Annotated in this window: 20 protein-coding genes; 8 read left to right on the top strand and 12 right to left on the bottom strand. The window is 39.1% G+C overall.

Translation table 11 applies throughout. The features are described 5' to 3' along the window. Positions 1 to 25: 25 nt before the first annotated feature. From Q7P97_RS06025 to Q7P97_RS06005, 5 genes are read right to left on the bottom strand one after another with little or no spacing between them, the layout of a single operon-like run. Positions 26 to 685 carry a potassium channel family protein gene (locus Q7P97_RS06025; RefSeq protein ID WP_085428510.1) on the bottom strand — a complete coding sequence of 220 codons (660 nt, stop codon included), beginning with the start codon at positions 683 to 685 and terminating at the stop codon, positions 26 to 28. Between the two features lie 36 nt (positions 686 to 721). Beyond that, the gene (locus Q7P97_RS06020) at positions 722 to 1795 is read right to left on the bottom strand and encodes an ABC transporter substrate-binding protein (RefSeq protein WP_303967922.1); all 1074 of its coding nucleotides are present in this window, start codon (positions 1793 to 1795) and stop codon (positions 722 to 724) included. Beyond that, positions 1792 to 2589 (bottom strand): ABC transporter permease, encoded by a 798-nt coding sequence (locus tag Q7P97_RS06015; RefSeq protein WP_303967919.1) that lies wholly within the window; start codon positions 2587 to 2589, stop codon positions 1792 to 1794. The genes Q7P97_RS06020 and Q7P97_RS06015 overlap by 4 nt, the downstream gene beginning before the upstream one ends. Continuing rightward, on the bottom strand, positions 2586 to 3398 hold the full coding sequence (locus Q7P97_RS06010) for an ABC transporter permease (RefSeq protein WP_303967916.1): 813 nt from the start codon (positions 3396 to 3398) through the stop codon (positions 2586 to 2588). Before Q7P97_RS06010 ends, Q7P97_RS06015 begins: the two co-directional genes overlap by 4 nt. Next, the gene (locus Q7P97_RS06005) at positions 3388 to 4494 is read right to left on the bottom strand and encodes an ABC transporter ATP-binding protein (protein WP_303967913.1); all 1107 of its coding nucleotides are present in this window, start codon (positions 4492 to 4494) and stop codon (positions 3388 to 3390) included. The genes Q7P97_RS06010 and Q7P97_RS06005 overlap by 11 nt, the downstream gene beginning before the upstream one ends. Before the next feature lie 200 nt (positions 4495 to 4694). Between Q7P97_RS06005 and Q7P97_RS06000 the strand changes: the two genes are divergently transcribed. From Q7P97_RS06000 to Q7P97_RS05985, 4 genes are all read left to right on the top strand, one after another. Then, positions 4695 to 4997 (top strand): hypothetical protein, encoded by a 303-nt coding sequence (locus Q7P97_RS06000; protein ID WP_085428505.1) that lies wholly within the window; start codon positions 4695 to 4697, stop codon positions 4995 to 4997. A 166-nt stretch (positions 4998 to 5163) separates the two neighbouring features. Next, complete coding sequence (locus Q7P97_RS05995; protein ID WP_303967909.1) at positions 5164 to 5706, top strand: peroxiredoxin; 543 nt, start codon at positions 5164 to 5166, stop codon at positions 5704 to 5706. Between the two features lie 90 nt (positions 5707 to 5796). Next, the gene (locus Q7P97_RS05990) at positions 5797 to 6252 is read left to right on the top strand and encodes a TlpA family protein disulfide reductase (RefSeq protein WP_303967906.1); all 456 of its coding nucleotides are present in this window, start codon (positions 5797 to 5799) and stop codon (positions 6250 to 6252) included. Positions 6253 to 6386: 134 nt separating this feature from the next. Next, a complete protein-coding gene (locus tag Q7P97_RS05985; protein WP_303967905.1) occupies positions 6387 to 7577 on the top strand; it encodes an MFS transporter in 1191 nt (396 codons plus the stop codon). A gap of 152 nt (positions 7578 to 7729) precedes the next feature. Here Q7P97_RS05985 and ccpC read toward each other — a convergent pair whose 3' ends face one another. From ccpC to Q7P97_RS05955, 6 genes are all read right to left on the bottom strand, one after another. Beyond that, positions 7730 to 8617, bottom strand: a complete 888-nt coding sequence (ccpC, locus tag Q7P97_RS05980) for a transcriptional regulator CcpC (protein WP_303967903.1) — start codon at positions 8615 to 8617, stop codon at positions 7730 to 7732. Continuing rightward, positions 8604 to 10043, bottom strand: a complete 1440-nt coding sequence (locus Q7P97_RS05975; protein WP_303968150.1) for an MDR family MFS transporter — start codon at positions 10041 to 10043, stop codon at positions 8604 to 8606. The genes ccpC and Q7P97_RS05975 overlap by 14 nt, the downstream gene beginning before the upstream one ends. Positions 10044 to 10183: 140 nt before the next feature. Beyond that, positions 10184 to 10621, bottom strand: a complete 438-nt coding sequence (gene cbpB / locus Q7P97_RS05970; RefSeq protein WP_303967900.1) for a cyclic-di-AMP-binding protein CbpB — start codon at positions 10619 to 10621, stop codon at positions 10184 to 10186. A gap of 136 nt (positions 10622 to 10757) precedes the next feature. After that, a complete protein-coding gene (locus tag Q7P97_RS05965) occupies positions 10758 to 10988 on the bottom strand; it encodes a hypothetical protein (RefSeq protein WP_303967898.1) in 231 nt (76 codons plus the stop codon). 177 nt (positions 10989 to 11165) lie between these two features. Continuing rightward, positions 11166 to 12035 (bottom strand): NAD(P)-dependent oxidoreductase, encoded by an 870-nt coding sequence (locus tag Q7P97_RS05960; protein WP_303967896.1) that lies wholly within the window; start codon positions 12033 to 12035, stop codon positions 11166 to 11168. 170 nt (positions 12036 to 12205) lie between these two features. Beyond that, on the bottom strand, positions 12206 to 12379 hold the full coding sequence (locus Q7P97_RS05955) for an aspartyl-phosphate phosphatase Spo0E family protein (protein WP_303967894.1): 174 nt from the start codon (positions 12377 to 12379) through the stop codon (positions 12206 to 12208). A 236-nt stretch (positions 12380 to 12615) separates the two neighbouring features. Between Q7P97_RS05955 and Q7P97_RS05950 the strand changes: the two genes are divergently transcribed. Then, a complete protein-coding gene (locus tag Q7P97_RS05950) occupies positions 12616 to 12804 on the top strand; it encodes a YkvS family protein (RefSeq protein ID WP_303967891.1) in 189 nt (62 codons plus the stop codon). 59 nt (positions 12805 to 12863) lie between these two features. Further along, complete coding sequence (locus Q7P97_RS05945; RefSeq protein WP_303967888.1) at positions 12864 to 13511, top strand: hypothetical protein; 648 nt, start codon at positions 12864 to 12866, stop codon at positions 13509 to 13511. Between the two features lie 73 nt (positions 13512 to 13584). Here Q7P97_RS05945 and Q7P97_RS05940 read toward each other — a convergent pair whose 3' ends face one another. Then, positions 13585 to 14964 (bottom strand): ATP-binding protein, encoded by a 1380-nt coding sequence (locus Q7P97_RS05940; protein ID WP_303968147.1) that lies wholly within the window; start codon positions 14962 to 14964, stop codon positions 13585 to 13587. A 183-nt stretch (positions 14965 to 15147) separates the two neighbouring features. Between Q7P97_RS05940 and Q7P97_RS05935 the strand changes: the two genes are divergently transcribed. Together Q7P97_RS05935 and Q7P97_RS05930 are read left to right on the top strand one after the other, a co-directional pair. Further along, positions 15148 to 16902, top strand: coding sequence for a B12-binding domain-containing radical SAM protein (locus tag Q7P97_RS05935; RefSeq protein ID WP_303967886.1), 1755 nt, complete (start codon positions 15148 to 15150; stop codon positions 16900 to 16902). Positions 16903 to 17682: 780 nt separating this feature from the next. Then, entirely contained in the window at positions 17683 to 19143 is a 1461-nt protein-coding gene (locus Q7P97_RS05930) for an IS1182 family transposase (RefSeq protein WP_303967883.1), read from the top strand. Positions 19144 to 19175: the final 32 nt, after the last annotated feature.

Here is a 19175-nt window from a genome sequence, read left to right as displayed (position 1 = left end):
TTCCACGTTATCCACTATCTATTCATTAATGCAATGCCTTCCGTTCGAAGCGGTGGATATCTAAATCTGAGCCAATCACAATGAGAACGTCGTTGACTTCGATCTGCTCTATCGCTTGAGGAGAAACTAGGATATGGGTCCCCCGTTTAATAGCCACAATATTGACGCCATACTTCGCGCGAATATCTAAATCGATCAACGAAGAGCCGGCGATATGGTTATTGGCTTGAATTTCCACGATGGAATATTCATCGGACAACTCCAGATAATCTAAAATATTATTCGAAACCAAGTTGTTAGCGATTCGCTTCCCCATGTCACGCTCAGGGTGAACGACTTGATCCGCACCGATTTTACGTAATACTTTTTCATGGTAATCATTTTGCGCTTTTACAGTAATACGTTGTACACCGATTTCTTTTAAAATCAACGTAGTCAGAATACTCGCTTGAATATTTTCCCCAATCGCGATTACAACATGTTCGAAATTTCGTATACCTAATGAACGCAATGCTGCTTCATCTGTCGTATCGACCGCCACTGCCTGGGTTGCGATATTCGCAAACTCTTCCACACGTTCTTGTGACTTATCAATCGCCATCACGTCCGCTTCGAGCTCAATTAATTCCTTGACGATGCTACCACCAAAACGCCCCAAGCCAATCACTACAAATTCCTTTTTCATCTCATTACTCCTCGCTATTGCGAATAGTTACTTGTTTTATCGCAATCCCATTTTGAATTTCAGGAATAACTCATTATACACCCCAAGTGTTTCTAATCCTAAATTTTCATACACTTCTAGATTCTCTCTCGCTTCTTCGTCTGGATAAAATCGTTCATCTTCTGTGATTTCTTCATCCATAAACGTTAATGCTGAAATGTTCGGCGTGGAATAGCCAACATATTCTGCATTTTGCGCCGCCACTTCAGGATCAAGCATGAAGTTTATAAATTTATAGGCACCTTCGATATTTGTTGATGTTCTCGGGATGACTATATTATCGAACCATAGATTTGAACCTTCTTCAGGCACAATGTAATCAATATCTTCATTCTCCGAAATCATATCTGCTGCTTGCCCTGACCAAGTCAAAGCTACGGATGCTTCATTATTAATCATTAACTGTGTGACTTCATCACCGATCACAGCTTTGACGTTCGGGCCCATCGTTTCCAACTTGTCCGTTGCTTCTTTAAGTTCTTGGAGACTGGTGGAGTTCAATGAGTAACCGAGCGAATTTAACGACACGCCAATCACTTCACGCGCACTATCCACTATAATAAGTTTTTGACGCAATGACGCATCCCATAAACTTTCCCAGCTTTCAAACGTCTGGCCATTTAATAATGAAGCATTATACGCGATGCCTACAGTTCCCCAGAAGTACGGAATTGAATACTGATTATCTGGATCAAAAGGTAGGTCCATAAAGTATGGATCGATATGTTTGATGTTTGGAATTTTAGAGAAATCCAGCGGAAGTAATAGATCCTTTTCTTCCATCATCTGCACTGCGTATTCAGACGGAACTGTAACATCATATGCAGTTCCACCTTGTTCGATTTTTCCCATCATTCCTTCATTTGAATCAAATGTTTCATAAATAACTTTGATCCCTTCCTCTTCTTCAAACTGCTTCAGAAGATCTGGATCAATATATTCGCCCCAGTTGTAAACTGTGATTGTATCTTTACCTGCACGTCCCGCTTTATGTTCAAGCTGATAGTTCGTAAATAATAGAACACCCGAAACAAGTAGGATCGCTATTGCACTGCTCACTAATCCTTTCATTTCTTCACCCCCTGAGGTGACTTTGCTTTATTTCCAACATAATAATACCCAAGCACCAACACGATTGTGATCAAGAAGATCAATCCCGATAGAGCATTAATTGTCAATGTGATTCCTGTTCGCGCCATAGAATAAATCTCTACTGATAATGTCGAGAAGCCATTTCCTGTGACGAAAAAGGTAACTGCAAAGTCATCAAGTGAGTAGGTTAAAGCAAGGAAAAATCCTGCGAAAATACCCGGCTTAATATATGGCAATATAACACGTGTCAATATATCTTTACGTGACGCCCCTAAATCGAGTGCTGCGTCTATTAACGTAGTACTCATTTCCAGCAATTTCGGTAATACCATGATGACGACTATAGGTATACTGAAGGCAATATGAGAAATCAGCACCGAAGCAAAACCTAACCTCACTCCAATTAGCGTGAATAATATTAAGAATGACGCACCAATAATGACATCCGGGCTAACAATTAAAATATTATTCAGCGACAACACCGTTTTACGCGCAGACTTATTTTTCATGAAATAGATTGCAAGCGCACCTATTACACCTATTGTCGTAGAAAGTAAGGCAGACAATAATGCAATAATTACAGTATTCATCACAATAATTAAAAGCCGCGTATCTTGAAACACTGCTTGATAATGTTCCAATGTGAATGATTCGAAATGCGACATCCCGCCTCCTGAGTTGAAGGAGTAATAAATGAGATAAAAAATAGGAGCATATAAAATTACAAAGACTGCCGCCAAATAAATTCTCGGCAAACTACCCAGTTTCTTCATTTAGTTATGCCCCTCTCTTTGCCTGACGTCAGTACCATAATTAAGAACATGAAAATGATCAGGAATACGGCAATTGTCGAACCCATCCCCCAGTTTTGAGTCACGAGGAATTGCTGTTCAATCGCAGTACCCAGTGTGATTACTTTATTCCCTGCAATTAAGCGAGTAATCATAAATAAAGACAGAGCCGGAATGAACACGACTTGTACACCCGATTTCACGCCATCTATTGTCAATGGCCAAATCACCCGTTTAAACGTTACCCATGCATTCGCCCCTAAATCCTTCGACGCATCAAGAAGTGCTGGATTGATTTTATCTAAGGAGTTAAAAATCGGTAAAATCATAAATGGAATAAAGATATATACAGAAACAAACACAAAACTAAAATCCGTAAATAATATTTGCTGACTACCTATACCAATCGTTTCCAAAAAGGCATTAATCGGTCCATAAATCCCCATCAACCCAATAAAGGCATAGGTCTTTAACAACAGATTAATCCACGAAGGAATGATAATGAGCAATAACCACAACTGCTTATGCTTCGTCTTAGTTAAGAAATAAGCTGTTGGATAGGAGATCAATAAAGCAAAAAAAGTTATGAGAAAGGCATACCAAAATGAGCTCATCGTTAATTTGAAATAAATCGATGTAAAGAAATTCCGATAGTTAGCCAACGTTAAATGGCCGGATAAATCGAAAAATGAATAATACACGATCACAACGATCGGTGCTAGTACAAATAATAATAACCAAGCTGCATATGGTGTGGCATATATAAAACGTAACGGTTTTTTATTCCTCATCTTCCGCCACTCCAAACGATTCCAGACGTGCATCAAAATCTGCTTCAGATTCATTCAATCGCATAACATGAATGTCTGCCGGTTCAAAATCCAAACCGATTAACGTCCCTACATCCGCTGGCTTCGTTGAATGGACTAGCCACTCATTACCATCAGAATCATACGTTGAAAGCTCATAGTGTACTCCTCGGAATAATTGCGTATCTACTGTGACACTTAATCTTCCTTTTTCAACAGTAGTCATTTCCAAGTCTTCAGGACGAATGACGATGTCCACTTTTTCATTAGGGTAGAAGCCACCATCTACACACGGAAATTGTTTACCTGTGAATTCCACTAGATAATCTTCAATAATTCTTCCACTTACTATATTAGATTCTCCAATAAAGTCTGCTACAAACCGATTAATTGGCTCATCGTAAATATCAATTGGTGTCCCAGATTGTTGAATTTCTCCGTTATTCATGACGAAAATCTCATCTGACATCGCAAGTGCTTCTTCCTGGTCATGCGTAACAAAAACAAATGTTTTACCAAGACGCTGCTGGAGCTCCCGTAATTCATACTGCATTTCAGAACGTAATTTCAAATCGAGTGCCGACAATGGCTCGTCTAGTAAAATCACTTCAGGGTCATTGACAATCGCCCTAGCAATCGCAACGCGCTGACGCTGTCCACCTGACATTTCAGTAATTTCCCGAGATTCGTACCCCTCTAGATTGACGAACTTCAACGCTTCTTTTACGCGTCGGTCCACTTCATTCTTTTTCACTTTCTTTATACGTAAACCAAATGCTACATTTTCATATACATTTAAATGAGGAAACAGTGCATAGTCTTGAAATACCGTATTCACTTGACGCTCATTGGCCGGTACAGCGTTAATCTTCTTATCATTAAATAAGATTGTTCCATCTGTGGCTTCCGTAAAACCCGCGATCAAACGTAAAATAGTCGTTTTTCCACAGCCAGAAGGCCCAAGCAATGTATAAAATTTTCCGCGTTCCATTTCAAATGAAACTCGGTTGAGTACAGTTGTAGATTCATCATAACGTTTTGTAACATTCTCAAAACGAATAATCGGTTCAGTAGTCAATAGATTTCCTCCTAGCGTAACGTATTATTTCTTGTGATTAATGAACAGTTGTAAACCTACTTATTATACACAAAATGATAGTGAAATCAACCATCTATATAATGAAGAATAGGAATCCAGCATACAGGAAAATGGTCATGAAAATTGTTTTTTCGCAAACGACATAGTAGAATGAAACCATATGTTAAGGAGGGATTCAGTTGGAAGACCATTTATTTTTTTATCTGGACTCTGATGCCAAGCGGAATCGAAAAGCCGAACCCGCTACAAAAGAAAATCATCTAGAAGGGATTTTCCTAGTAAACAATAAGAAAATCCGAACGTGGAAAGAGATGGCTTCTCATTGCGTAGAGTGCATGGAACCATTACATTATAGCGACGAATTTGACGCGCGTTATTGCAAAGACTGCGATGAATGGCGAGAAATGATTTGTGATCCAAATTGCAAAACATGCCAAACACGCCCTGTAAAACCTTCTGACTGTACACAAGACTTTGAGTAATTATTTACTCAAATCCTAAATATATAAGGTTTACCGCTCTTTATAATAATTATTATCATCTTCGAGTCATTCTAATTGAATTCAACTCGAAATCTTGTTATTCTAGATAAGAATTGTACAGCACAGTCATGTAGTTGTACAAAAGATTAATTGGAGGTTTTATATAATGGCTGAACGTATGGTAGGTAAACAAGCTCCAGATTTTACAATGGAGGCAGTACTAGCTGACAAATCTTTTGGTAAAGTTAGTTTACAAGAAAACATTAAAAACGACAAATGGACAGTTCTTTTCTTCTATCCAATGGACTTCACTTTCGTATGTCCAACAGAAATCACTGCAATGTCGGATCGTTACGATGAGTTCGAAGACTTGGATGCAGAAGTAATCGGTGTTTCTACTGATACTATCCACACTCACCTTGCTTGGATCAACACTGATCGTAAAGACAATGGTCTTGAACAACTAAATTACCCACTTGCAGCAGATACTAACCATTTCGTTTCACGCGAATACGGTGTATTGATCGAAGAAGAAGGTATTGCATTGCGCGGCCTTTACATCATCAATCCTGAAGGTGAACTTCAGTATCAGACAGTATTCCACAACAATATCGGTCGTGACGTAGATGAAACTCTCCGTGTACTACAAGCACTACAAACTGGCGGTCTTTGCCCAGCAAACTGGCGTCCAGGTGAAAAAACTCTTTAATTATTGGACAAGCATCCCCACGCGTTACGATAATCGTGGGGATTTTCTTATCACAAAATATACTACACTCTTAACTAGGGGGAATTCTTGATGAAATTACGTCAACAAATGCCTGAACTTCAAGGTGCTACTACTTGGTTGAATGGTGAAACTTCTAAATCAGAACTCATCGGTGAAAAACCTACACTCGTCCACTTCTGGTCAGTAAGTTGCCACATGTGCAAAGAAGCGATGCCGGATGTAAATAATTTCAGAGATCAATACAAAGATGAATTGAATGTTGTAGCAGTCCATATGCCTCGCTCAGAAGATGATGTCGATCTTGAAAAAATCAAAACTGTAGCAGCTGAGCACGATATTACACAACCCATTTTCGTTGATAGCGAATTAAAACTTAATGATGCATTTGAAAATCAGTACGTTCCTGCCTATTATGTCTTTGATAAAGACGGTCAGTTACGTCACTTCCAAGCAGGCGGTAGCGGAATGAAAATGCTTGAAAAACGTGTAAACCGTGTACTTGATGAAATGAAGAAAGAAGATTAACTTAAGAAACGACTCCTGATCAAAAAGGAGTCGTTTTTGTTTTTTTAACGTCAACACATAGTAAGCACTATACAGACATTCCAGAATTGTTTGTGATACGATTAGGAAAAAGTTTCTGGAAAGCGAGCTACCGAATGAACAAATCACCTATAAATATCGCACTCTATATTCTGATGTTCAATATGTTCATCGCCATGGCAGGTGTCGGCCTCATCATCCCCATTATGCCTGAATTTTTAGGAACTTTTGGCGTCGCAGGACGTGCACTTGGGCTGCTGATTGCCATCTTCTCTTTCGCACAATTTATTTTATCTCCTATTTCAGGAAATCTTTCCGATAAATACGGAAGAAAGCGTATCATTATTTTCGGTTTGATTATTTATGGTCTTTCTCAATTAGCTTTCAGTTTATCAACAGAGCTCTGGATGCTTTACGTTGCACGATTCTTTTCAGGCTTTGGCGCTGCCTTTATTATTCCACCAACCATGGCATTTGTAGCGGATATTACTTCTTTAGAAAATCGCGGACGTGGAATGGGATTACTTGGCGCTTCCATGTCATTAGGTTTTATGATTGGGCCTGGTATAGGAGGATTTCTATCCAAAATCAGCTTACACTTCCCATTTTATTTTGCTGCATCTGCATCAATCTTGGCAGCGGTAGTCTCTTTATTCTTTCTGCCTAATCCGAAGCCTGTACTACAAGGAGCCGCAACGAATGAAAACATTTTTCAGCAAATGCGTAGATCTACGCAAACTCCCTATTTCGTCATGCTAATTGTCATGTTTGTATTTTCATTCGGTTTGGCTAATTTTCAATCGACCATTTCGTTATATGTAGATCAGAAGTATAATTACACTCCTTCGCAAATCGCAGTCATTATTACCGTTGGTGGTTTTGTGGGTGTCATCATTCAAACGTTCGTCATCGATCGCTTATTCAGGCGATTTGGAGAAATGCGTGTCATTTTAATTAATTTGGTTATAGCGGCATTCGCTATGCTAGGTATTTTATTCGTCAATACGTTCTTCACTATTCTTTTAGTAGCGACGGTCTTCTCAACCGCCACTTCGTTACTGCGACCGGCAGTAAACACCTTGGTTTCAAAACTTGCCGGTAAAGAACAAGGCTATGCAGCGGGTATGATGAACGCTTACATGAGTTTAGGTAACATGGTCGGCCCTGCTACCGCTGGATACATCTTTGACATCAAAATGGAATCGCCGTATATAGTTGGCACGATCATTTTATTGTTGTGCTTCACTCTTGCCCTATACTGGTCAAGGAATAACAAGGCACTTCTTGAGTCTGCTAGAACACGATAAAAAAAGACTTCCATGCACACTGGAAGTCCAAGAATTAAAGACGACTCCGCGAAACACGGAGTTCGTCTTTTTTGAATTTAAGTTTTCTTTGTTATAAGAAACAGTAATTTACCGACTTTGCTTGCTCTATTTTAACTCTATAGACTCTACGCTTATTCACTTTTCCTCAACAACTCTGCGTAGTCCTGCACAATATCGACGAATGCTCTCACTTGCTTCAGTTCAAATGTAGACCCGTATCCGATCATCCACGTATCACGCGTCAATTCGAACTCTTCTTCGCTATTTAACAACGGAATTCGATTGACTTTCTCATCTCCCGACAAAGTAATAGATGGCAGGATAGCATAACCTATGCCCTTCAGCGCAAGTTGTTTGCACGTCTCGATCTGATCCACAACAATTTGGCGTCCGGGGTCTTGATTAAAATGCTTATGCCACCAGCGTTGGATTTCCATGTAATAGTTCGAATCACTTTTATATTGTATGAAATGGCGATTTGTATCTTTTAATTCATCTATTGTCGAAATTTCGGAATCCACCAAATATAGTTGATCACGGAATAGGTACACCCGATTACTTTTCCAATCAGTTTGCCCCCTGACAATGCCGATATGAGCTTCTCCTTCATACAGAGCTTTAGAAATTTCCGAACTCCATCCCGTCATCAAAGAGATCTTGGCATCAGGATAAAGCGCGACATAATCTTTCAACACTTGTGGTAACCACGTCTGACCGATAATCGATGCGCAAGCAATCTTCAAAGTTCCGTGGACCTTATCTTCTAAAGAAGCGATCAATTCTATCGTCTCGTCTTTCTTCGCTAACGACTCCTTCGCGTAGCTGATAACGTGTTCACCTGCTGGCGTCGGTTCTAGCCCCTTTTGCGATCGGATGAACAACTGCATACCCCATTCCTTTTCGATCGTCTGAAGGCGTTGTGACAATGCAGGTTGTGATAAATGAAGACGTTCTGACGCTTTGCGCATATTCCCTTCTTCTGCCAACGCTTTAATAATATCTAGTTCAGTTGTTGACATAATCTTGCACCTTCCCCCGCGGAATTCGTAAAATCAATAATAAGCTGATCACAGCAAACACAGCAATTGCTATATACACCCAGTGCAATGAACTCTCTAACCCCCTCTGCAAACTGTCAAGCCCCTGTGATGAAATCATTGAACGTCCATCTTTGGTGAGCAACGTATTGACGTCATCAATTGTGTAAGTCAATTTTTCTTTTGCAAAATAGGTTATGAGTGTACCGTTCAAAATTGCACCAAACACAGAAGCACCAATAGTGTTTCCAAAGTTTTTCATGAACATGTTCGCTGCAGTAGCTGATCCTCTTTGTACACGTGGCACGGCTCCTTGAATCGTCACAATGAAGGAAGTATTAGTCAGGCCCATACCAACACCTATGAAGAAGCTCGAACAACCTGCCCAGATCGGACCTAAGGCAGTATTCATGAACACAAACATTGTCGTTCCGATCACGAGTGATACACCACCGGCAAACGATACAAGAAACGGACCAAACCGTATGAGTAGGTGTCCTGCCAGTGAAGAAGCTAAAGGCCAGCCGATCGACATAGCTGTCAGTGTAAAGCCCGCTATAATTGCTGGTTGCTCCATAACTCCCGACACATATGTAGGTAAATAAGAAGAGACCCCTATTAAAATAACGCCAGTGGTCAGTGATACTAGATTCGCATATAAAATGACTGGGTTTCTCCAAATACTAAATGAAATAAGCGGATCTTTCGCACGTCTTTCTTGCCTGAAAAACAACCAAAATAAAATCCCCGAAAGTGCAATCAATCCTATACCAATTGCTGATAAACGTCCGAATCCTTGCCCACCCTCTACTAGCCAAATGAGAAGTGTCGACAATGCGAATGTCAGTAAAAATGCACCTTTGTAGTCAACAGACGCTTTTTGTGTTTCTTTTGGTTCATGTAGAAAGAAGTAAATGACACCCATTGAGAGTATTCCAAGCGGCACGTTCACCCAAAATACATACTGCCAGCTAACATACTGTACGAGTAATCCGCCAATGACAGGCCCTGAAACTGCCGAAACACCCCATACACTCGATAAGTACCCTTGTATTTTCGCCCGTTCTTCTGTTGAATAAATATCTCCAATTATCGTGGTCGCGATTGGCATGACAGCGCCTGCTCCCAAACCTTGTATTAGACGATAAACAATCAATTGCTCCATCGAGACGGCAAATCCGCAAAGTATGGAACCAATCAAAAAAATGGTTAATCCTATGAAAAATATCGGTTTTCGTCCAAATAAATCCGCCAATTTTCCATAAATCAACACCGTCACTGTACTCATCAATAAATAAGAGGAGAAGATCCAACTATATCGTGAAAATCCACCTAAGTCAGAAGCAATCGTTGGCATGGCCGTGGTGACAATAGTCGCTTCCACTGCCCCTACGAACATAGCGAGCATCACAGCAGCAAGTACAAGAGGGCGATTTGTTTCTTTTCGCACAAATAAATCAACTCCTTCTATTAGAAAAAGACCCCTTTAATCGGAGCCTTTTAACGTTTTACTATACTAGCTACATTACTAATTATTACATCAGTTTATTAAACATTATAAATATACTTTTTAAATTCTTTCATAACAACACGTCTAGTAATGATGCCCGCAAATCTACCATCTTCTTCAGTAACACATAAAAATGGATGATTGATCAATAAATCTAACGCGCGTTGAAAACGATCGTTCACTCGAATCGTCGGTAGATCTGTGTCCATAATTTCATCCACTTTTATATCTTCTAATCTTTCATATTCAATACGTTCCATACCTAAAATAGAATCTGTAATCATACCAATTCCAAGGAGCCCCTTCAAACGATACTGATAATCCAGTACAGGGATAGCAGAATAGCCGGTCTTCGTTAAAACAAGTAAAGCATGCTCAGCATTATTACCCAGTTGCACATGAGCTACTTTCTCTGAAGAAATAATCTGGTCCGCAATAGGCGCGGTGAGAAAGTCTTTGTTATTTATAGAAACCATAGGTGATCTCTCCTTCTATTCATCATCTAAATACATATACCTAATTGTCCGTCCACTGTTTCAATTCCATCATACCACAAATAGCCTTTTTTCACCTAAAAAGAAAGCGCATTCTAAAAACAAAAAACCCCTTTCTTTAATAGAAAGAGGCCCAGTAATAAAAAACAATGATAAAGATAAACGCTGAGGCTATTATGATAATCCACAGCAGTGGATTCAAGGCATATGGATTTTCAGCTGCTGTATCAGGTATTTCGTTCTTTTCATTTAACTGAAATGAACGACTTGTTTTTCTAACTCCAGCTATTCCGATCCCGAGCATGACGACTGTTACAATAATCATAGGCCATAACCAAATATCCCACACATCACTCACTCCTTTTCACGCATCTTATACTAAAGAGCATGTGCAAGAAGTAAGTTTTTATGTGCCTAAAAATCAAAAAGGCGTTCATGAATAGTTTTTATAGATCTTCATTGAAATACTGTAACTAAAAAACGAAGTGTTGGAATTACACTATTGCATTTTATCTTCTTACATTTTTTAGTCTATATACTTCTTGATTAAGACTTGCGTTCCATTTTCGCCATAACCTTTTGCAAGCAAATCAGTATACATATCGCGAGCGAGCTGTAGTCCAGGCAATTTTAGATTCAGTCTTTCTGTTTCTTCTAGTGCAATATTTAAATCTTTCACAAAGTGTTTTACATAAAACCCTGGCTCATAGTCTTCCTTAATAATTCTAGGGCCGAGATCAGACAAGCTAAAGGAGTTCGCAGCACCCGATGTGACAGATTGTAACATCGTATCGGGATCAAGTCCCGATTCCATGGCATAAGCGATCGCTTCACATGCTCCAATCATATTTCCTGCAACAGTTATTTGATTGCACATCTTTGCGTGCTGGCCAGCTCCGGCTTCTCCTTGATACACGATTTGCTTACCGAAAACAGACAAGATCGGCAATAGTTTATCATATAATTCCTTTTGGCCTCCACACATTATGGAAAGTGTTCCGTTCCTCGCCCCAATGTCTCCACCCGATACAGGTGCATCGAGCGAATACATTTGTAGGGATGCAGCTTTCTCAGCAATCGTAATAGCCAACTCAGGACTGGAAGTAGTCATATCCACTACAATCTGTGAAGGACGACCATTAGCAAATATTCCTTGTTCAGATAGATATACCTCTTCTACATCAGATGGCATCCCAATCATCGTAAAAATAATATCTGCGTCCTTAATGGATTCAGCTACATTATCCGTCCATTTTGCTCCTAATGCTACCAATGGTTCCGCTTTTGATTTCGTTCTAGTGAATACTGTTACTTCATAAGATGCGTCAAGCAAATGTTTGACGATGCTCGATCCCATTACACCCGTCCCAATAAAGGAAATTTTTTCTTTTTGCATATTCCCACTCCTTTTTATGTATGAATATCTCTATCGTACAGAAATTCAAATATTTTTACAATTAAGTAAACAAAAAAGAGGACCAATATGTAATTGGTCCACAAAAGGGGGAAATGAGAATGTTGCTGTGTTCTTTCATATTATGCCCATTATGACAATGAGTTAAACATCTATTCCGATAATTCCAACCTTCTTTTTTGAAGCTTATTTTTTTCGTACTCATTGATTAACACATCTAATTTACAACTAAGTTTAATGGTATTTTCAGATTGCATACCATAATTTTGAGCAGCATCGATCAACTGCTGTCTAAGCTTCTCTATTTCCAATTCACATTTACACACTAACCTGCACACCTTCCATACGTAATTACTTTACTCTCATATATACCAACAACTACATAAGATTAAACAGAAAATTTTCGACATTTTGCGACAAAAAGCAGTTTTCTGTTTCTCACGTTACTAAAAATATGGCTTTACGTTTTGCATTTTATAAGGCAAACTATTAAGTAATTCTTTATAATGCATTTTCATCATTCTTGTAAGAGCACATGATGATCGGAGAAAGGATGGATAGTATGACGATAGCTGAAATTGGTGATATCATTGAATTTAAAGAAGGTTTGCAAGGTGTAGTTGAAAAAGTGAATGAAAACTCTGTAATTGTAAATTTAACGTATATGGAAGATTTTGATGAACTGACAATGGAAGAAAAAACTGTCATCAATCACAAACGGTATATTATATTAAAACGTACCCAAGAATGAAACTTTTTATGCAGTTGTCCGTCCAATGATTAGAATAGTATATGAAGGAGTGGAACGATTTGAACAACAAATGGCGTATTATTTTCACCTCATTAACAGCCTCCGTCATGCTTGCCGCATGCGGAACATCTGATGCTGATCCAGAAAAAGAGACAACAGACCCTGCTATTGAAGAACCTGCTACTCCCGAAACAGACGTAGAAGAAGGCACTTCTTCTGAAAATGAAGCAGAAATAGAAACGGATGCTGAAGAAGAGACAAGTGAAGTTTCAATGGAAGATGCTGTGGAAACTGCGAGTGATGAACAAGACTACTCCATAATGGTGCTTCCAGGATACAAACTAACAAGCGAAGAACCAGGCAGAGATACTCTCTATTTTGAAGAAGATAGCGAAACGTTTATGCGTATCGAAACAATGCCTAAAGATGAAGAGTCGTATACTTTTGAAGAACTTTATACAAATATGGAAGAATTATTAACAGCTTCAAGTGACGGTGAAACACCTACTGAAATCACAGAGGAAACAGATCTTCCAAAAGCAGACGGTATTACATCTGTTAAAGGCGCAACAGTAGAGTCTACTGAAGGATATTTCACAGGCTATGTCATGGAGCATGAAGACAAGCTAGTGCGAGCGACAGTGTACGCTAAAGAAGATAATGAACATACGAATGAGTTTAAGCAAATGGCAGCTACAATTAAATAATACCCCCCTGTAAATAAAAGGCCAATCCATAAAAGTAAAATGGATTGGCCTTTTGCTTTGTATGAACTTTACGTCATTCTGGTAATGCTACAGAAATAAGAGGAAATGATAAATGAAAAACCGTTCCTTTATCCAGTTCACTAGTAACAGAGATAGTCCCGCCATACTCATTAACGGTTTTTTTGACAAACGGAAGTCCTAAACCCGTTCCCCCCGGTTTATCTGATACGAAGGGTAAAAATATGGTTTCGATCGTCTTCTCGTCCATTCCAACCCCTGTATCGGATATAAATATATCGATATTATGTTGATCACCTTCGTTTACAATGATAGACAATGTATCATTTGGACTCATGGCCTCCATTGCGTTCTTAAGTAGATTAATTAATACTTGTTTAATACGATTCGGGTTTGCCTGAATGAGCAGTGCTTCTTTTGAAATGAATTCATTCACTAAATTAATTTGATCCAATATCGCCTGAGGACGAAGCAATATTAGTACGTCTTCTATTAGAACGGAAAGAGAAAATACAGTAATTTCGTCAACCACAGGTTTTGAGAGTGCAAGCATTTCATTCAATATTTCATTCATACGTTTGACTTCTTCTTGAATAACGCTAACATACATTTGAGCATTACCTGTCACTTCATGTTCAAGTAGTTGAAGAAATCCTTGCAACGTCGTCATGGGATTACGTACTTCATGTGCGATGCTTGCCGCAATTTCGCCTGTTGTACATAATTGATCAGAATGTGCCAACTGATCTAAAAGACGTTCTTTTTCAGTTATATCTAATATTCTTAAAATGAACATTCTAGTTTTATGATCTAATGTTAAGCTAACTTCGTATACGTGAGTAAGTCCGTTCGAGGAATACGACATATTAACTTTTGAAGATGACTGGGTAGTTGCTTTTTGAATATACTCTTCATAGCAGAATGTGGAAGTGGGTGTCATTAGTGCAAAATGATCTTTTAAGTGAACAAACTCACTAGAAGAATGAGATGGGAATTCATTAGTAAACTCATTATTAGTTGAAATAATATATCCGGATTCATTAACTAAAGCCATTGGCATAGTGGCTGTTAAATAGGCGTTTTCATACAATTGAAGTAGTTTTTCATTCTGTTCACCAATTTTTATTGTTATAATCGCCTTATCTGCATGCTGTTGGTATATAATATAACATGGTTCCTTTTTTTCATTCGTAACAATCAAGTTTCCTGTTAATACATTATGCCCTGTAATTGCCTGGGTTTTGGCTAGAAGCAATCGCGTCTCAATTTGTTGTAATAAAGGCTGATCGAATAGATCGGACATATGCGTAGGTATTCCCATATGATCCATCAACAACTTGACCGCCTCAGTCATTTCAAGTATATTGCCTTTTTCATCCAAAATAATTTTAAATAGAGAGTTCTCTAGAAATCTGCTGATATCTAGTGTTTTCATAACCACAGTAAGACCTCCTCAACTCTTTAGAAACTACACAATTTAAATGTCATATGATTTCTATAATTGCAAATATATCCAGATTCACTCTAATTATTACACAGTAACATGCTGCTTGACATAGGTATTTAGTCTCTTTTGTTGTCATTTTTTTCATTACAATTTTAGATTAGGAGTTTTACAATGAACATCGTTTTATCTACATTAAACGCCAAATATATACACACAAATATCGCCATACGTTATTTGAAAGCTTTTGCAGCTCCAGAGTTTGACTGTGAATTGGCCGAATTCACTATCCACGACCCTACCCTTTCCATCGTCTCTGAACTGTATCAACACTCTCCCGACGTAGTTGGATTCAGTGTGTATATTTGGAATATAGAAGAAACATTAAAGGTAATACGATTATTAAAATTGACCAGTCCAAAAACTGTTATTGTTTGTGGTGGGCCTGAAGTAACATACGATTATGATCAATGGTTAAAAAGAGTACCAGAGATCGATATTATTGCAATCGGTGAAGGTGAAAAAACGTTTAAAGATATATTATGTGCTGTGGATGGACAAACTGATCTTGCCTCTGTGCAAGGTATTGCCTACCGAAGAGAAGGTAAACTAAAAATTACAGCGCCGGGACCTAAATTGGATCTTCGGGAACTGCCTTCTCCTTTTCGTTTTGCAGAGGATATCCCCCATCTCTCAAATCGCGTAATGTATATCGAAACGAGTCGCGGCTGCCCATTCTCTTGTCAATTCTGTTTATCGTCTATTGAAGTGGGCGTTCGATATTTCCATCGCGAAGCAATAAAAGACGATATTCGCTATCTGATGGTGCATGGTGCTAAAACGATAAAATTTGTCGATCGGACATTCAATATTAGTAGAAGTTATGCAATGGAAATGTTCCAATTTCTCATAGATGAACATTTACCTGGTACTGTATTTCAGTTTGAAATCACTGGAGATATTATGCGTCCAGAAGTCATTCAATTTCTAAATGACAATGCGCCCAAAGGTCTTTTCCGCTTTGAAATAGGAGTTCAATCTACTAATGACTTGACTAATGAACTCGTGAAGAGACGACAAAACTTCACTAAACTTTCACGTACCGTTACGATGGTCAAAGAAGGTGGTAAAATTGATCAACACTTAGATTTGATTGCAGGATTACCTGAAGAAGATTATGACTCTTTCCGTGACACATTCAACGAAGTATTTGCATTACGACCTGAAGAATTACAATTGGGCTTTTTAAAGCTACTGCGTGGAACAGGCTTACGTATTCAAGCTGAGCAATATGGTTATCAATATATCGACACCGCTCCTTATGAAATTGTATCGAATAATGTTCTGTCCTTTGATGATATGCTGAAAATTAAACAAACAGAAGACATTCTTGAAAAATATTGGAATTCGGGACGTTTTATACACTCTATGGAGTACATCGTCACTGAACTGGTGGATACACCGTTCGACTTCTTCCAATTATTCGGTGCATTCTGGGAGAAACAAGGTTGGTCACGTATTGGCCATCAGTTCGAAGACTTATTCACTCGCCTGGAACGCTTTCTGATTGAAATATTGAAAGTGGACACTTCTATAGTAGTTAGTCTTCTAAAGATGGATTATTTACTTCACCAAAAATTCTTACCAAGGAAGATCTGGTGGGATACTACCTTACCCGAAGAAGAGTTAAAAGATATCTATCAAGTTCTTCTACGTTCTCCTCACTTGCTTGGCGAATCATTTGAGTCAACCGGTTATACTGAGCGAACAATTCGCAAGCAAGTCTTCATCACAAAGACCTTTGCCGAACTGAAAGAGGATCTAACTGTCATAAAAGATCCTGGTTATCTTATTATCCAATACACGCCAGGTGAAAAGGCACAGCATTACCACCTATCTGAAAATGTACTAGAATCCGTTTATCCATAAAAAAGAGCTATCCATGAAGTCATAGATGATATGACTTCATGCGATAGCTCTTTTGATTTGTGAAAGTGTGGGGAGTAGGGTGTTGGGATGGGGATTTACGCTTCGGAGGGGGACGCTTTCCGGAGGGCGTGGCTTGAGCCACTTCCTTCGCTAAGTGCAAAGACGTGCTCCTAACGCTACGCTTTTACTCGCAAAAGCCGTACTACGCTACGGCTTTCGCTTCGCTCGCAGAGTCGCCCCTCCTACGCGCAAATCCCTTGCAATGTAAGTAAGTGACACTTTTCGATAGGCATTAAAATAAGTGTTGTAACAGATTTCAAACTGTAGAACTTGAATCTAAAAAAGTTAAAACAAAACAATAATTCAAACGCTACCTACAGTGAGTGATCTAAGTAACACAACTATCAACGTGGGATGGAAGCGGAAGCTGACGGCGACTCCCGATGGATCAGCCTGATCAGGTGAGACAACCAAAGAGAGCGTAGCGAACTGGTTGGCTCACCGCAGGCCCATGGGAAAGCGTCCGGCAGCTGGAGCTTCCATCCCCTCCCATACACAAATTCACTCACTATGCCCAAACTCTTGCTCTTGAACTTACTCTCCAAACCTTAATACATACAAAAAGAGACACCCCGTCATGATTTCGAGGCCGCTGAAAAAGTCCAATAAATTAAGAAAAGCGACTGTGCGAACGGAAATCCGTATGCACAGTCGCTTTTCTGTTCTCTCCATCTGTCTTCCATAGTACAATAAAAGAAACTAATTCGAGGTGGTGCGACCATGATTTCCAAACAAGAAACACTCAATTTAAGTCCTTATATGGCGCTGTATGATGTGCTGATCCCAAAAGATCATCTGCTCAGACAGATCAATGAACTCGTAGACTTTTCATTTGTCTTAGACGAACTTCAATCAAAGTATTGTTTAGAAAACGGTCGCAATGCCATTCACCCGATTCGGATGTTCAAATATTTACTACTCAAATCAATTTATGATTTATCCGATGCCGATCTTGTCGAGCGCTCAAAGTACGATATGTCCTTTAAATACTTTTTGGATATGACGCCAGAAGAGAACGTCATGAATTCGAGTTCTCTGACAAAATTTCGTCGCCTTCGCTTACAGGATCTATATCTATTGGATCTACTCATCAATAAAACAGTGGAAATCGCAGTGGAAAAAGGGCTCCTCCTCAGTAAAATAATCATGGTGGATGCAACCCATACCCAAGCGCGCTACAATCAAAAATCACCCAAGGAGTTCCTGCGGGAAAAATCAAAAAGTGTGCGGAAAGCAGTCTATCAATTGGAAGAAGAAATGGTTGGAAAATTTCCTGAGAAACCTACCTCAAATGAAATTGAAGAAGAATTACAGTACTGTCGTCAAGTGGTTGATGTGGTCGAAACACAATCAAAGGTCGCACAAATCCCAGCCGTAAAAGAAAGAGTCAATGTCTTAAAAGAAGTGATTGATGATTATGAGAACCAATGGAGTTACTCCGATGACCCAGATGCACGGGTTGGACATAAGTCGGCTGACACCGCTTTCTTTGGTTTTAAAACACATATTGCGATGAGCGACGAACGAATTATTACCGCGGCGATTGTGACGACAGGCGAAAAAAGTGACGGACAATATCTTCAAGAATTAATCGAAAAAAGCAAAGAGGCAGGCATGGAAATTGAAACCGTTCTGGGTGACGCAGCGTATTCCGGAAAAGACAACTTACAATACGCGAAAACAGAAGAGATCCAATTAATATCCAAGTTAAATCCCGTTATTACAAGCGGTAGTGGACAACGAAAAATAGAATTTGATTACAATAAAGATGCAGGCATGTTTGTGTGTCCAGCTGGGCACATGGCGATTCAAAAGGCACGGTCAGGAAAGAAAAATCAGAATAAAAATCAGCATACTAAGTATTATTTCGATATCGAAAAATGTAAGGTCTGTCCAATGCGTGAAGGTTGTTACCAAGAAGGAGCCAAAAGCAAAACATACAGCGTGACCATCAAATCAATCGAACATGAAGAACAAGCCGCTTTTCAAGAGACGGATAAATTTAAACAACTTGCGAGGAATCGTTATAAAATTGAAGCGAAGAATAGCGAATTGAAACATCCGCATGGCTATAAAACGGCCAAATCAGCGGGCTTATTTGGCATGGAGATACAAGGCGCCACCACCATATTTGCGGTCAACTTAAAACGGATTATCAAGTTACTGAGCGATAAAGAATAACAATAGGTCAAGAAATAAGGCACTTTCCATTC

Origin of the sequence: Sporosarcina ureae, assembly GCF_029267015.1 — a bacterium.
In the GTDB taxonomy this organism is placed as follows: Bacteria; Bacillota; Bacilli; order Bacillales_A; family Planococcaceae; genus Sporosarcina; species Sporosarcina ureae_D.
The sequence above is the reverse complement of the archived record's forward strand: the minus strand, read 5'-3'. Positions and strand labels throughout refer to the sequence as shown.

What these genes read in the sequence shown, in the direction of transcription:
- Q7P97_RS06025 (WP_085428510.1), bottom strand. Translation starts at nt 685, where the DNA reads ATGAAAAAGGAATTTGTAGTGATTGGCTTGGGGCGTTTTGGTGGTAGC.
- Q7P97_RS06020 (WP_303967922.1), bottom strand. Translation starts at nt 1,795, where the DNA reads ATGAAAGGATTAGTGAGCAGTGCAATAGCGATCCTACTTGTTTCGGGT.
- Q7P97_RS06015 (WP_303967919.1), bottom strand. Translation starts at nt 2,589, where the DNA reads ATGAAGAAACTGGGTAGTTTGCCGAGAATTTATTTGGCGGCAGTCTTT.
- Q7P97_RS06010 (WP_303967916.1), bottom strand. Translation starts at nt 3,398, where the DNA reads ATGAGGAATAAAAAACCGTTACGTTTTATATATGCCACACCATATGCA.
- Q7P97_RS05995 (WP_303967909.1), top strand. Translation starts at nt 5,164, where the DNA reads ATGGCTGAACGTATGGTAGGTAAACAAGCTCCAGATTTTACAATGGAG.
- Q7P97_RS05990 (WP_303967906.1), top strand. Translation starts at nt 5,797, where the DNA reads ATGAAATTACGTCAACAAATGCCTGAACTTCAAGGTGCTACTACTTGG.
- Q7P97_RS05985 (WP_303967905.1), top strand. Translation starts at nt 6,387, where the DNA reads ATGAACAAATCACCTATAAATATCGCACTCTATATTCTGATGTTCAAT.
- ccpC (WP_303967903.1), bottom strand. Translation starts at nt 8,617, where the DNA reads ATGTCAACAACTGAACTAGATATTATTAAAGCGTTGGCAGAAGAAGGG.
- Q7P97_RS05975 (WP_303968150.1), bottom strand. Translation starts at nt 10,043, where the DNA reads ATGCTCGCTATGTTCGTAGGGGCAGTGGAAGCGACTATTGTCACCACG.
- cbpB (WP_303967900.1), bottom strand. Translation starts at nt 10,621, where the DNA reads ATGGTTTCTATAAATAACAAAGACTTTCTCACCGCGCCTATTGCGGAC.
- Q7P97_RS05960 (WP_303967896.1), bottom strand. Translation starts at nt 12,035, where the DNA reads ATGCAAAAAGAAAAAATTTCCTTTATTGGGACGGGTGTAATGGGATCG.
- Q7P97_RS05950 (WP_303967891.1), top strand. Translation starts at nt 12,616, where the DNA reads ATGACGATAGCTGAAATTGGTGATATCATTGAATTTAAAGAAGGTTTG.
- Q7P97_RS05940 (WP_303968147.1), bottom strand. Translation starts at nt 14,964, where the DNA reads ATGAAAACACTAGATATCAGCAGATTTCTAGAGAACTCTCTATTTAAA.
- Q7P97_RS05935 (WP_303967886.1), top strand. Translation starts at nt 15,148, where the DNA reads ATGAACATCGTTTTATCTACATTAAACGCCAAATATATACACACAAAT.
- Q7P97_RS05930 (WP_303967883.1), top strand. Translation starts at nt 17,683, where the DNA reads ATGATTTCCAAACAAGAAACACTCAATTTAAGTCCTTATATGGCGCTG.